General features: G+C 68.0%; 14 protein-coding genes. 6 read left to right on the forward strand and 8 right to left on the reverse strand.

The genetic code is table 11. The annotated features are described in order from the left end of the window. Positions 1-1735, reverse strand: a 1735-nt coding sequence (gene dnaE / locus CCN37_RS29600) for a DNA polymerase III subunit alpha (RefSeq protein WP_246843387.1), incomplete at its 3' end; no start/stop codon positions are given. A gap of 153 nt (positions 1736-1888) precedes the next feature. On the opposite strand from dnaE, the gene CCN37_RS29605 reads away from it, so the two are divergent. Further along, positions 1889-2821, forward strand: coding sequence for a LysR family transcriptional regulator (locus CCN37_RS29605; protein WP_086827131.1), 933 nt, complete (start codon positions 1889-1891; stop codon positions 2819-2821). Here CCN37_RS29605 and CCN37_RS29610 read toward each other — a convergent pair. After that, positions 2814-3425, reverse strand: a complete 612-nt coding sequence (locus tag CCN37_RS29610) for a TetR/AcrR family transcriptional regulator (RefSeq protein ID WP_086827133.1) — start codon at positions 3423-3425, stop codon at positions 2814-2816. The genes CCN37_RS29605 and CCN37_RS29610 overlap by 8 nt on opposite strands. A 73-nt stretch (positions 3426-3498) precedes the next feature. Here CCN37_RS29610 and CCN37_RS29615 point away from each other — a divergent pair, with 73 nt between their 5' ends. Beyond that, positions 3499-4038 (forward strand): peroxiredoxin-like family protein, encoded by a 540-nt coding sequence (locus CCN37_RS29615; RefSeq protein ID WP_086827135.1) that lies wholly within the window; start codon positions 3499-3501, stop codon positions 4036-4038. Here the strand turns inward: CCN37_RS29615 and CCN37_RS29620 are convergent. Together CCN37_RS29620 and CCN37_RS29625 are read right to left on the reverse strand one after the other, a co-directional pair. Next, positions 4007-4297 carry a hypothetical protein gene (locus CCN37_RS29620; RefSeq protein ID WP_086827137.1) on the reverse strand — a complete coding sequence of 97 codons (291 nt, stop codon included), beginning with the start codon at positions 4295-4297 and terminating at the stop codon, positions 4007-4009. The two genes, CCN37_RS29615 and CCN37_RS29620, sit on opposite strands and share 32 nt — an antisense overlap. Positions 4298-4439: 142 nt before the next feature. Then, on the reverse strand, positions 4440-5003 hold the full coding sequence (locus CCN37_RS29625) for a TetR/AcrR family transcriptional regulator (RefSeq protein ID WP_086827139.1): 564 nt from the start codon (positions 5001-5003) through the stop codon (positions 4440-4442). An 89-nt stretch (positions 5004-5092) separates the two neighbouring features. Between CCN37_RS29625 and CCN37_RS29630 the strand changes: the two genes are divergently transcribed. Both CCN37_RS29630 and CCN37_RS29635 read left to right on the forward strand, forming a co-directional pair. Next, entirely contained in the window at positions 5093-6277 is a 1185-nt protein-coding gene (locus tag CCN37_RS29630; RefSeq protein WP_086827141.1) for an MFS transporter, read from the forward strand. Between the two features lie 55 nt (positions 6278-6332). Next, on the forward strand, positions 6333-6803 hold the full coding sequence (locus CCN37_RS29635) for a hypothetical protein (protein WP_086827143.1): 471 nt from the start codon (positions 6333-6335) through the stop codon (positions 6801-6803). On the opposite strand, the gene CCN37_RS29640 is transcribed toward CCN37_RS29635, so the two are convergent. Together CCN37_RS29640 and CCN37_RS40210 are read right to left on the reverse strand one after the other, a co-directional pair. Then, positions 6800-7132: a hypothetical protein gene (locus CCN37_RS29640; protein ID WP_086827145.1), complete on the reverse strand. Its 333-nt coding sequence runs from the start codon at positions 7130-7132 to the stop codon at positions 6800-6802. The genes CCN37_RS29635 and CCN37_RS29640 overlap by 4 nt on opposite strands. 91 nt (positions 7133-7223) lie before the next feature. Next, positions 7224-8237 carry a cytochrome P450 gene (locus tag CCN37_RS40210; RefSeq protein WP_168200922.1) on the reverse strand — a complete coding sequence of 338 codons (1014 nt, stop codon included), beginning with the start codon at positions 8235-8237 and terminating at the stop codon, positions 7224-7226. Between the two features lie 556 nt (positions 8238-8793). On the opposite strand from CCN37_RS40210, the gene CCN37_RS29650 reads away from it, so the two are divergent. Further along, entirely contained in the window at positions 8794-10098 is a 1305-nt protein-coding gene (locus tag CCN37_RS29650) for an HNH endonuclease signature motif containing protein (RefSeq protein WP_168200923.1), read from the forward strand. Positions 10099-10202: 104 nt separating this feature from the next. Continuing rightward, positions 10203-11207: a TerC family protein gene (locus CCN37_RS29655; RefSeq protein WP_086827149.1), complete on the forward strand. Its 1005-nt coding sequence runs from the start codon at positions 10203-10205 to the stop codon at positions 11205-11207. A gap of 3 nt (positions 11208-11210) precedes the next feature. On the opposite strand, the gene CCN37_RS29660 is transcribed toward CCN37_RS29655, so the two are convergent. Continuing rightward, positions 11211-12197 (reverse strand): aldo/keto reductase, encoded by a 987-nt coding sequence (locus tag CCN37_RS29660; RefSeq protein ID WP_086827151.1) that lies wholly within the window; start codon positions 12195-12197, stop codon positions 11211-11213. A gap of 17 nt (positions 12198-12214) precedes the next feature. Continuing rightward, entirely contained in the window at positions 12215-12745 is a 531-nt protein-coding gene (locus CCN37_RS29665; protein ID WP_086827153.1) for a CGNR zinc finger domain-containing protein, read from the reverse strand. Positions 12746-12791 lie beyond the last annotated feature (46 nt).

Genomic DNA, 12791 nt, shown 5'->3' on the forward strand with positions numbered 1-12791 from the left:
TGGCGTCGCCGATGACGGTGAGGTTGCGCAGGCCGAGGAAGTCCATCTTCAACAGGCCGATGGCCTCGCAGGAGGGGTAGTCCCAGCCGGTGATGATCGAGCCGTCGTCGCGGCGCCACAGCGGGATGGACTCCATCAGCGGCTGCGAGGACATGATCACCGCGCAGGCGTGCACGCCAGCGTTGCGGATCAGCCCCTCCAGGCCGCGCGCGGTCTCGAAGATCTTCGCCACTTCGGCGTCGTTCTCCACCAGTGCGCGCACTTCGGCCGCTTCGCCGTAGCGCTCGTGCTTGGGATCGACGATGCCGGAGAGCGGGATGTCCTTCGCCGCGACGGGAGGAGGCAGTGCTTTGGAGATCCGGTCGGCGATCGCGTAGCCCGGCTGTCCATAGTGGACACGCGCGGAGTCCTTGATCGCGGCTTTCGTCTTGATCGTGCCGAAGGTGATGACCTGGGCGACCTTGTCGGAGCCGTACTTGTCGGTCGCGTAGCGGATCATCTCGCCGCGCCTGCGGTCGTCGAAGTCGATGTCGATGTCCGGCATGGACGTGCGCTCGGGGTTGAGGAAGCGCTCGAACAGCAGGCCGAGCCGGATCGGGTCCAGGTTGGTGATGCCCAGCGAGTACGCGACCAGCGACCCCGCCGCCGAACCACGACCGGGCCCGACGCGGATGCCGATCTTCCTGGCGTGGTGGATGAGGTCGGCCACGACCAGGAAGTACGCGGGAAAACCCTTCTGCGCGATGATGTCCAGCTCGAACTCGGCGCGCTCGACATAGGCCTCCGCCACGCCGTCGGGGAAGCGCCAGCGCAGGCCCTCCAGCACCTGGTGGTGCAGCCACGTCGCCTGGGTCTCGCCGTCCGGGACCGGGAACAGCGGGATGCGGTCGTGGTAGGCCCAGACGTCGTCGTAGGGCTCCACCATCTCCGCGACCAGCAACGTGTTGCTCGTCGCCCCCTCGACCTCGGAGTCCCAGATCGCCCGCATCTCCGCGGCCGACTTCAGGTAATAGCCATCACCGTCGAACTTGAACCGGTTCGGATCATTCAACGTCTTACCCGACTGCACGCACAACAACGCCGAATGCGTGTCAGCCTGATCCTTCGTCACATAATGCGAATCATTCGTCGCCAACGGCGGAATGCCCAGATCCTTACCGATCCTCAACAAACCCTCACGGACCCGGCGCTCGATGTCCAGACCGTGATCCATCAACTCCAGAAAAAAGTTCTCCGCCCCGAAAATGTCCCGATAATCCGCCGCGGCCTGGATCGCCTCTTTCTCCTGACCCAACCGCAGCCGCGTCTGCACCTCACCCGACGGACACCCCGTCGTCGCGACAATCCCCTCCGCGTACTGCGCGATGATGTCCCGATCCATCCGAGGCTTACGATAATAACCCTCGATACTCGCCAAACTCGACAACTTGAACAGATTCCGCAAACCCGCCGAGTTCCGCGCCACCATCGTCATGTGCGTGTACGCACCACCACCAGCAAGATCATCACCACGCTGGTGCGGCTCACCCCAGAACACCGGCTTCTTATGACCACGAGACGTCGGCGCGATATACGCCTCAATACCGATGATCGGCTTGATCCCGAACTTCTTCGCCTGCTGATAGAACTGATCCGCCCCGTACATGTTCCCGTGATCAGTCATCCCCACCGCGGGCATACCCAACCGCTGCGCCTCAGCGAACAACGGAGCGATCTTCGCCGCACCGTCCAGCATCGAGTACTCGGTGTGCACGTGCAGGTGCACGAAGGTGTCCACCCCGGTCACTCCCCCTCGTTGTAGGTTCCTCAGCGCCGGGGCATTGGAACCCGCTCGCAGAGCGGTCGTCCAACAACCGGCACACGGCGCTGACAACCACCAGGAGTGACCATGGAGCTGGACCTCGGCGCCGTGCGCGCGTTCGTCGTGGTGGCGGAGGAGCGGCACTTCGGCGAGGCCGCGATGCGGCTCGGGCTCTCCCAGCAGGCGGTGTCCAAGCGGATCGCCCGGCTGGAGGACGACCTGGCGACGACGTTGCTGCACCGTTCGCGCAGCAGCGGAACGAGCCTCACCAACGACGGCGACGCGTTCCTGCCGCACGCCCGCGCGCTGCTCACGATCGCAGACCAGGCGACGGCGGCGCTGCGAGCCAGGAAACGACCGCTGCGGATCGACGTGCTGCACACCTGGCTGGCCTCGACCGAGCTGGTCCGGGAGTTCTACCAGGCCACCGGCGTGGAGGTGGAAATCGTGACCTCCCAAGGACTTCGCGACGCACGACCGGCCCTTGCCGATCGCAGTGTGGACGCGGCGTTCGCCCGCGTGATCGGCACGCTCGACGAGTCCGTCGCGCACCACCCGGCCTACCTCGAACCTCTGCACCTGCTGGTGGGGCGCAAGCACCCGCTGGCGAAGCGGCCCGCCGTCACCGTGGCGGAGCTGGCCGGGGGCACGGCGTGGATGCCGGACAACCAGCCCGGCAGCGAGTGGGCCGACTACTACGAGGCGTTCCAGGAGGAACTGGGTATCAGGATCGACACCTCCGGCCCGCACTTCGGCTTCGACCACCTGCTCGAACGGCTGAGCGAGTCGACGGACTGGTTCGCCTTCGCGGCCGAGCGGATGCGGGTGCCGTGGTACCCCGACGTCGTCCAGATCCCCATCGTGAAGCCGATCCCGGTCTACCCGTGGTCACTGCTGCTGAACCGGCACCACCCGCACCCCGCGCTGCCGACGCTCGTCCGGCACGTCGAGGAGCACTTCACGCCACTGGACCCCGCACGCCACTGGGTTCCACCTGCCGACCGTGCGAGTTTCAGCTGATACCGAGTCCGCGCAGCACGATCTCGAAGCCCTTGCGGAACTCCTCCTCCGGCGCGACCGCTCTGGCGCGCGCGGCGGTTTCGGAGAGCAAGGGGAACTCCTCGGCCGGCAGCTCCGCCAGCGCGGCGGTCCCGGGCCCGGAGAGCGGGCCGAAGTGCGCGACCTGGAGCGCGCCGAAGACCTGGCTGAGCACCGCGCGGAAGGCGATCACTCGCGGCTTTCCGGTCAGCCCCGCATCGGTGAGCACGGTCAGCACCGCCTCGCCCCAGCGGCGCGAACTCGGCGAGCTGTGCCGGTGGACCAGCAGCAACGGCACGACCGCTGGATGGCCGGACACCGCGACGCGCACGCGATCGGCGAGCACGGTGAGCCGCTTCGCCGCCGCGCCACGGGGGGCTTCGGTGTCCACCGCCCCGAGCACGAGGTCGACGACCAGTTCCTCCACCTGGCCGCGATCGCTGACGTAGCGGTACAGCGACATCGTGCCCATGCCCAGCTCCTGGGCGAGTGCGCGCATGGACAGGCCGTCGAGACCGTCACGGTCGAGCACGCTCAGCGCGGCCGTCGCGATCTGTTCCGAGGTCAGGGATCGGGGTCGAGGCATGGTGTTTGACAGCGTACAACATACGCGCATACCGTCGTAGGCGTACATCGCACGCCTACAGAGGAGTGAGCCCGTGCACGAGGTCACCGCGCGTGAACTGATCGCCGTCTCCGGAGAGCGCGTCCGCGTCCCCGACCCGGATCGCTTGGTACACCTGCAGTTCCGCCGCTTCGCCGGCTGCCCGATCTGCAACCTCCACCTGCGCTCGGTGGTACTGCGGCACGATGAGATCACCGCCGCGGGTGTCCGCGAGGTGGTCTTCTTCCACTCCCCCGCCGACGAACTGCGCCAGTACGACCTGCCGTTCGTGGTGATCGCCGACCCGGAACGGCGCTACTACCGGGAGTTCGGCGTGGAGGCGGGCCGTCGCGCGCTACTGCACCCGAAGACGTGGGGCGCGATCCTGAGCGGTACCGCGTTCACACTGCTGGGGAAGTTCCGGCCGCCCGCCGCCAAGCAGGAGGGCGGGCGGCTCGGCCTGCCCGCGGACTTCCTCATCGACCAGGACGGCCGCGTGCTCGCCGAGAAGCACGGCGAGCACGCGTACGACCAGTGGTCGGTCGACGAACTGCTCGCGCTGGTCAGTCGCGCAGCTCGACCGAGACGCTGCTGACCGAGTCGGCGCCGACATTGGGACAGAACGCCAGCGAGCCGATGCGCACCCGAGCCCAGGCGCCGTAGACGACCGAGCCGTTCTTGCAGACCGCGCGGGCGCGGTGCAGCCCGGTGCCACCGGAGCAGTCCGACATCCCGACCTCCATCAGCTTCCCCGTCCTGCACCCGGTCGGCAGGGCCTCGGCGGACGGCGAGGCGACACCCATCAGGCCAATGCTGAGAACGGCACTGGCACCGAGAACCATCAGAGCACGCATGCGATTTCTCCTTTGTCCGAAAGGTGGCACGCGGACCGTAACCCTGATTCCGGTTAACGTGAGAAAAGTTCAGCACAATCACGCAGCCGCAGCGCCAGCGACCCACAGAGTTGTTGGCGCATAAGAAAAATCGCGCCATCGGTCAACTGGGTTCAAGTGCTCCCGAAACAGATTCGGCCAAATGCCGCGCGTAGGCGGCGTCGGTCCCGGGGACGGAGAACACGACGCGGAAGTACAGCGGCGCGACGACCCGGTCCACGACCTCGGTGAGCGTCGGCGGTTCGTGACCGGCTTCGCGCGCCCGGTCGAGCAGGGCCTCGATGGTGGCGCTCGTGCGCCTCAGGCATTCCCGGAGCCCGGCCCTGCGGTCGTCGACATCGGCGGCGACCTCGGCGCGGAAGAACGCGATACCGCCGGGGCGGGAGAGGTCCACCAGTGTCCACTCGGCGAAGTCCGCCAGGTCCGCGCGCAGGTCCCCGGTCGGCGCGGGCGCTCCGCCTTCCGCCGCCGCGGCGACCTCGGCGAGCAGCGCGGGGATCGTCCCCCAGCGGCGGTAGACCGTCGTCGGGTTGACCTCGGCGCGCTCCGCCACGGCCGGGATCGTCACCTGGTCCGCCCCGCGCTCGACGACGAGTTCGGTGACGGCGCGGTGCACCGCGGCCTGGACGCGCGCGCTGCGACCGCCGGGACGACGGGTGGTGGCCATGCGACGAGCTTAACGCAGAGCCCTTTGCTTTAGTCGCCGACGTGCCGTAGCGTCGAGAAAGCCAAGATGTTTGCTTTAAGGAGGCGGGCATGACGCGAGCCCTCGCGTTCTGGACCCTTGCGGCGACCCTGTTCACCTTCATGGCCGCCGCCGCGGCTCCGTCGCCGCTTTACGTTGTGTACCAAGCACAGTGGGGATTCACCGGGACGACGCTGACCGTCGTGTTCGGCGTGTACGCGCTGGCGCTGCTGGCCGCGCTGGTGACGGTCGGCGCGGTGTCGGACCACGTCGGCAGGCGCCCCGTCCTGCTCGCCTCGCTCGCCGTCCAGCTCGTCGCGCTCATCGTGTTCGTCAGCGCGGACGGCGTCGGCTGGCTGCTCCTCGCGCGCGTGCTCCAGGGTCTGGCGACCGGTGCCGCGACGGGAGCGATCACCGCCGGGCTGGTCGACGTGCAGCCAACGCGGCGGCCCGGGCTCGCGTCGCTGGTCACCAGCGCCGTGCCCGGCCTGGGCCTCGGTCTCGGCGCGCTCGGGTCCGGGTTGCTCGTGGAACACGCACCCGCGCCGACGACGCTGGTGTTCGTGCCGCTCATCGCGGTGACGGTGCTCATGACGGCGGGCATCGCGCTCGTGCCGGAGACCTCGACGCGGCGTCCAGGAGCGCTCGCGTCGCTCCGCCCTCGGCTGGCGGTGCCGGTCGCCGGGCGCGCGACGTTCTTCGGCACCGTTCCGATCTTCGCCGCGACGTGGGGCGTCGCCGGGCTCTACCTGTCGCTCGGGCCGTCGCTCGTCGCGGAGGTCCTGCACCTGCGCGACCACCTCGTGAGCGGTGCCGTGGTGTGCACGCTGATGATCGGCGCCGCGGTCGGCTCAGTGCTGGCGCGCGGCCGGGAGCCCCGGTCGGCGATGATCACCGGCGCGCTCGGGCTCGCGCTGGGCCTGGCGCTGACCCTCGTGGGGCTGCACTCCGGCTCACTCGGAACTCTGTTCCTCGGCAGCGCGGTATCGGGCCTCGGGTTCGGGTTCTCCTTCCTCGGCGCGTTCGCGACAGCGGCGGCACTCGCCGCCCCGGAGCACCGCGCCGCCCTTTTCGCAACCATCTACACGGTGAACTACCTTGCCTTCAGCCTGCCCGCGATCGCCGCCGGCGCGGCGGCGACCTCGTTCGGCCTGGCCGCGACCGCGGACGTGTACGGCGTCGTCGTCATCGTGATTTCCCTGGCAGCGGCCGCTTTCCTGACCAGGAGACAGCCAGCGCCCGTCCACTGTGGATGATCGCCGTTGCCGACTCGTTGTCGACAACGGACGCGCGTGCCGTCATCGTGGACGCATGGGTTCAGCTGCCGTTCGAGACGTGGTGCGCGATGTGGTGGCCAAGGTCGCGCCGGAGGAACTGCCGGTCGTGGACGGCCTCGTGCTCTTCGACGACGCCACCGTCGTCCGGCGGCTGCGCCGGGGCGGCAACCGCCGGGACCCGCTGGGCTTCGGGCTCGGTGAGATCGTCGTCATGGTGACGCCGGTGGTGTGGCTGGTGATGGAGCAGATCGCCGAGAAGGCGGCGGGCGCGGCGGTCGACGGCACCGCCAAGGGCGCGAAGGCGTTGCTGCGCAAAGTCTTTCGCAAGCGCTCGGCGCCCGTGGTGATCCCGCCGCTGTCCAAGGACCAGCTCGCCGAGGTGTGGCGGAGAGTGCAGGAGGCAGCCCTGCAGCGCGGCATGTCCGAGGATCGTGCCAAGCAGGTGGCCGACGAGGTGGTCGCGCGGCTGTTCCTGGAGTCTCCCGATTCCGACGAGTCGAACTAGATCTCGATGGGCGCGGGCTTCTTCGGGCCCCAGAGGTAGACGACGTTGCCCCGCTTCGGCAGGTAGTAGCCGGTCGGGCAGTTCGCCTCGACCACCTTGCCGTCGCTGCGCACCTTGCTCTTCACCGTCTTCGGTTTCCCGGTGAGTGGACCCTGGAGCGGGCAGACGGCGATGACGCCGTAGACGCCGGAGCTGCACACGAGGCTGACACCCCGTGAGTCGCGCGCCGCGAGGCACGGAACCGCCCCCGATGCCGAAGCCGGGGAGCCGACGAGCAGGCAGCTCGCGACCACGACACCACTCATTGCGATCTTGCTGATGCGTCTCATGCCCCAGGAGACTAGGGCTCGTTCGGATGCTCTGGCGGCGCCATCGAGCCTTCGCAAGAAGGACCTCCGAGCATGCGAAACGCAGACACGTTCACGATTCCACGCAGATGCGGAGTTTGCGCGGCGCGTGCAGGACGCCGCGCGAGGGAACGGGAGCCCTGTGGGGCACAAGCCGATGTGACTGGAGCACCGTGCTGAGGATGACGGTCAGCTCGGTCAGCGCGAGCTGCGAACCGGGGCAGAAACGTGGTCCGAGCGCGAACGGGAAGTAACTCCCGGAGGCTGGACGAGCACCCGAAAGCCAACGCTGCGGCCGAAACTCGTCCGGCTCGGCGAACGCGCTCGGGTCGCGCTGGTTGAGGTAGGGGCTGAACAACAACGTCGCGCCCGCCGGGTAGTCGCCGACCGGCTCGGCGAGCTGCCGGGGCAGTTGCCAGACCGGCGGATGCAGGCGCAGCACCTCGCGCACAACCGCTTCGCAGAACCGCGATTCCGCACGCGCCCGCTCTTGGACGTCTGGGCGGGTCGACACCTCGTGGAAGCACCACGCGAGCGCCGCGCCCGGAACGTTGTGGCTGGACAACAACATCGTGCGCACGGCCAGCGTGATCGTGCGCTCGTCGAAGCCGTGTTCCCTGAGATGAGCGGGAAATCCCGTGCCGCTGACGCGGACGTGCTGCCGAATCGCTTCGAAGGTCGCGCGCTGCGCCCGCCTTCGCCGCGACCTGAGTTCTTTGTCCACCAGGGAGGAGAGCCCCGGCGCCGCTTCACCGAGCACGTGGCGGACATTGATCGCCGACACCAGCCGAACAGCCTCGCCCATCGCGTCGACCACGCCACTGTTGATCTTCTCGACCGGCTCGACGGTCTCGACCGTCGCTGACAGCAGCGGTCGCAGTGCCCGGCGGACCGCCATCCACGTCGCCAGCCCGTCCGACCCCCACGACGTCACCTCCGTGCGCAGATCGCCGCGCGGAGCCAGCGCCGCCTTGCTCGCGAGAAGCCGTTCCGTGGCAAGTGGATCGGTCACCAGCCAGACCCCGGGCTCGACCTCCGCACCCGACCGTGCGGCGGCCGCGGACAGGGCCGCCGCACGCGGGTTCATCACACAGCCGGATAGGCGTAGTAGCCCGGCGACGCGAACCGGCGACGGCGGACGAGGCGCTTGAGGAGTTTCATGGCGGTCTCCTTCGTGCTCGGGGAAATCACCACGGAATATCGGGCGGCGGAGCACGGGTGTCAAGGAACCGTTGCCGCGGAAGGGGAAGTCAATCGACTGGAAGCTGGTTGGAGTTGGCGGGACTCCGCATCTTTTGCGGGGGCGTGTCCTGGTTGTGTCTCGACGCTGTCGTTGTCGTGATGCTGGGCATCCTTGGTCGGGGACGGCTGGGCTTCCAGCTGGTGTCGGTATCTGCGGCGGGTGCGGTTGGTCTTGGGGGCGCGGGGGTTGCTGCGTGGGGTCGGCTTGACCTGGGGACCCCTTGCGCGTGCCGAAAAGGGCCGGGCGGCACGGTGATGAAACACCGGCCCCCGCGCGAGCGTATGGCACGCGCACCCCAGGTAAAGCCGACGGTTTGTTGCGCGGCTTACGTTTCGCGGGGGTTGCGTTCTCGGCGTGGCGGACGCCTGGGCGTGTGAGGTCGACGAAGTCGACGAACCCCTTGTCACGCAACGTGTTCACCCTATGGGGAGAGGATGTCGATCTTCGCATTTGGGACAATGGAAGGAGGGAGAAGAGGGGGAGAAAGTTGTTTGATACCAAGGGTTTGATCGCATCGTTGCAGGCTCATCTTCGTGAGCGGGATGCCTACAAGTTGACCGGTGATGGGTTGTTGGATTGTCTGCGTGAGCACGAGAAGCTCATCAACATTGTGACCGCTTCGGCGATCGAGGTCGCGGCCGAAGCGGAAGCGCAGGGTGTGCCCGCACGTCAGGGTTGTAAGGACCTGGCAGTCTTGTTGCGCACCACTTTGAAGATCGCGCCGGAGGACGCGGCTCGGCGTAGTCAGTTGGTGCAACGGTTGCCGGGGTTGGACAGAACCCGGAAGAAGCTGCACGCGGGGAAGATCAGCGTGCGGCATGCGCAGATCATCGCCAACACCGTCGAGAAAGTCCCTGCCGACAAGGCGAAGAAGGTCGAGAAGGTTCTCTGCCGTCACGCACCCCGGTTGAATCCTCGACAGTTGATGTACGCGGCGAAGGTCGCGCGGGCCACGATCGATCCGGAGGGCACGTATCGGGACGAGAAGGAGGGGGTGGCGCAGCGGTCGGTGAAGATGGGCACCAACGAACACGGCCACCTGCACCTCATCGGCAGCTTCGACACCCTGACCGGGCAGAAGATCCAAGCCCTGCTGCACGCCCTGGCCAAGAAACGCGCCGGAGACGACCGCACGACCGAGCAGCGGTACGCGGATGCCTTCGCGGAAGTGGTCGACCTTGCCCTCACGGCGAAAGCGTTGCCAACGCATGGCGGGGCACGGCCGCAGGTGATCGTCACGATCTCCTACGCCGACCTGATGGCCAGCCTCGGCACCGGCTTCACCGCCTGGGGCGACCCGATCAGTGCCGGACTCGCCCGACAGATCGCCTGCGACGCCAACATCCTGCCCGTCCTCCTAGGAAGCGAAGGCAGACCACTCGATGTCGGACGAAGCAACCGCACCGCGACACCGGCCATGCGCAAGGGATTGGCGGTGCGGGACAAGGGGTGTGCGTTCCCGGGGTGTGATCGGCCCCCGGCGTGGACGGAAGCTCATCACGTCGTGCACTGGCTTCACGGCGGGGAGACGAAGATCGACAACCTGGTTCTGCTCTGCTCGCACCATCATCACGTGATGCACGACGAGGGCTGGGAGATCGTCTTCCAAGACGGGCTGCCGACGTTCATTCCGCCGAGGTGGGTGGACCCGGATCAGAACCCGATGCGCAACATCAGGGTCGACGACCAGCTCGCACGCTGCTGAGCGGCGGAGAGAACATGCCGCGCGGATCACTCGCGTTTCGCGGCGCGTTGGCGTCCGAGCTTCATTAGGATCACGGACGAATCCGACAAATAGCCGGAGGCGGCATGCTCGACATCAGCGTTCTCACGTGGGTCCTGACGATCGGTCTGATCGTCGCCCTGCTCGCCATCGACCTGATCGTCGCGGCGGTCCGGCCGCACAAGGTCGGCTTCGGCGAGGCCACGGCGTGGTCGGTGTTCTACATCCTGGTCGCGGTGGGCTTCGGGGTGTGGTTCGCGCTGAGCCACGGCGGGGACTTCGGCACGGAGTACTTCGCGGGCTACATCGTCGAGAAGAGCCTCTCGGTCGACAACCTCTTCGTCTTCGTGATCATCATGACGACGTTCGCGGTACCCGAGGAGCACCAGCACAAGGTCCTGACGTTCGGCATCGTGCTCGCGCTGATCATGCGCGCGATCTTCATCGCGCTGGGCGCCACGCTGCTGTCGCTGTTCTCCTTCATGTTCCTGATCTTCGGCCTGCTCCTCGTCTTCACCGCCGTGCAGCTGTTCCGGCACCGCAACGAGGACCCGGACGTCGAGAACAACGTCATGGTGAAGACCGCGCGGCGGCTGTTCCCGAGCACGGACGGCTACGTGGGCGGCAAGCTCGTCGTCCGCGAGAACGGGCGGCGACTGGTCACACCGCTGTTCGTCGTGCTCCTGGCGATCGGCAGCGTGGACCTGCTCTTCGCGCTGGACTCCATCCCGGCCGTCTTCGGCGTCACCGAACAGCCCTACATCGTCTTCACCGCCAACGCCTTCGCGCTGCTGGGCCTGCGCGCGCTCTACTTCCTGGTGAAGGGCCTGCTCGACCGGCTGGTCTACCTCTCAACCGGGCTCGCGCTCATCCTGGCCTTCATCGGCGTCAAGCTGATGCTGCACTGGGCGCACGTGGACATCGACGCGCGCGTGCCGGAGATCTCCACGCCGGTCAGCCTCAGCGTGATCATCGGGGTGCTGGTGATCGTGACCGTGGCGAGCCTGCTGAAGACGCGCAAGGACCCCACGGCGAAGGCCCACCCGGGCTCGTTGCGCGGATCGCGGGACAACGAGCCCAAGCGGGACTGAGCCCTACCAGCGGTCGGCGACCTGCGGAGCGATCAGCTCGTCGTAGACCTCGCGCACGGCCTCCAGCTGCTCAGCGGTCAGCGGCTGGAGGTCGGCGGCGGCGGCGTTCGCCCGAGCCTGCGCAGCAGTGCGGGCGCCGGGGATCACCACGCTGACACCGGGCTGGTCGACGATCCAGCGCAGCGCGAACGCGGCCATGCCCGCACCGGACGGGACCAGCGGAGCGAGGCGGCGCACGGCTTCGAGGCCGGTGCCGAACTCGACACCGGAGAAGGTCTCGCCGACGTCGAAGGCCTCACCGTTGCGGTTGTAGCTGCGGTGGTCGTTGTCGGCGAACGTGGTGTTCGCGTCATAGCGGCCGGAGAGCAGACCGCTGGCCAGCGGCACGCGCGCGATGATGCCGACACCGGCGGCGCGCGCGGCGGGCAGGACCTCGGCGAGCGGACCGAGCCGCAGCGCGTTCAGGATGATCTGCACGCTGGCCACACCGGGCCGGGCGATCGCGGTCAACGCCTCGGCACGGGTCTCCACGCTCACGCCGTAGGCGGCGACACGGCCCTCCTGCACGAGGGTGTCGAGCCCGTCGAAGACCTCGTCAGCGGAGTAGACCGGCGTCGGCGGGCAGTGCAGCTGCACGAGGTCCAAGGTGTCGACACCGAGGTTCTCCCGGGAGCGGTCGGTCCACGCGCGGAAGTTGTGCAGCGCGTAGATCGCGGGGTCCTGCGGCGCGATCCTGCGCCCCATCTTGGTGGCTACGGTGATCCCGGAGTCCTTGCGCCCCTTGAGGAATCGGCCGACGAGCCGTTCGCTGCGACCGTCGCCGTAGACGTCGGCGGTGTCGATGAACGTGACACCCGCGTCGGCAGCGGCGGAGAGCACGCCGAGCGCCTGGTCCTCATCGACCTCGCCCCAGTCGGCGCCGAGCTGCCACGCGCCGAGCCCGACGACGCCGACCTGCCTGCCAGTCCTGCCAAGCTCTCGTTTCTGCACGTCAACGACGCTAACACTCACCCCTTGCGTGCGCGGTAGGCCGCGACGGCGAGACGGTTGCCACACGTGGTGCTGCAATACCGCCGCGAGCGGTTGCGGGAGAGGTCGAGCACCAAGCCCTCGCAGACGTCGCTGGCGCACAACGACAGCCGGCCCATCTCGTCGGCGCGGATCAGGTCGACCATCGCCATCGCGGTCTCCACGGCGATCCGCTCGGCGAACGGCCGGTCGGCGCTCACCGCGTGCAGGTGGTAGTCGAGCGCGTCGTGCCGGACGAGCTGCGGCAGCGCGCGGAACTCGGCGAGCATCCGGTTGACGATCTCCACGGCGGTGTCGCGGTCGCTGGTCAGCAGGGTCCGCAGCGGAGCGCGCAGCGCACGCACCTCGGCCAGTTCTTCGGCGTCGCGGGAGCGGGAGCCGGTGTAGCCGTGCTCGGCGAAGAAGGCGTCGAGCTGGTCGAGGCCGGTCAGCGTGTCCGGCTCCTCGGCCGAGTTCACCAGCGCGACCGCCGCGGCCAGCGCTCCTGCGGTGTCATCAGTGAAAAGCACGTTGACACATTACCTCACCGGCCATACCGTCATGTGCCATGATGCC

Source organism: Allokutzneria sp. NRRL B-24872 (assembly GCF_002155965.1).
Classification (GTDB): Bacteria; Actinomycetota; Actinomycetes; order Mycobacteriales; family Pseudonocardiaceae; genus Allokutzneria.

Excerpts from the sequence above, each read along its gene's own strand:
- CCN37_RS29610 (WP_086827133.1), bottom strand. The coding sequence starts at position 3,425 with ATGCCTCGACCCCGATCCCTGACCTCGGAACAGATCGCGACGGCCGCG.
- CCN37_RS29640 (WP_086827145.1), bottom strand. The coding sequence starts at position 7,132 with ATGAGACGCATCAGCAAGATCGCAATGAGTGGTGTCGTGGTCGCGAGC.
- CCN37_RS40210 (WP_168200922.1), bottom strand. The coding sequence starts at position 8,237 with ATGAACCCGCGTGCGGCGGCCCTGTCCGCGGCCGCCGCACGGTCGGGT.
- CCN37_RS29630 (WP_086827141.1), top strand. The coding sequence starts at position 5,093 with ATGACGCGAGCCCTCGCGTTCTGGACCCTTGCGGCGACCCTGTTCACC.
- CCN37_RS29620 (WP_086827137.1), bottom strand. The coding sequence starts at position 4,297 with ATGCGTGCTCTGATGGTTCTCGGTGCCAGTGCCGTTCTCAGCATTGGC.
- CCN37_RS29625 (WP_086827139.1), bottom strand. The coding sequence starts at position 5,003 with ATGGCCACCACCCGTCGTCCCGGCGGTCGCAGCGCGCGCGTCCAGGCC.
- CCN37_RS29655 (WP_086827149.1), top strand. The coding sequence starts at position 10,203 with ATGCTCGACATCAGCGTTCTCACGTGGGTCCTGACGATCGGTCTGATC.
- CCN37_RS29605 (WP_086827131.1), top strand. The coding sequence starts at position 1,889 with ATGGAGCTGGACCTCGGCGCCGTGCGCGCGTTCGTCGTGGTGGCGGAG.
- CCN37_RS29635 (WP_086827143.1), top strand. The coding sequence starts at position 6,333 with ATGGGTTCAGCTGCCGTTCGAGACGTGGTGCGCGATGTGGTGGCCAAG.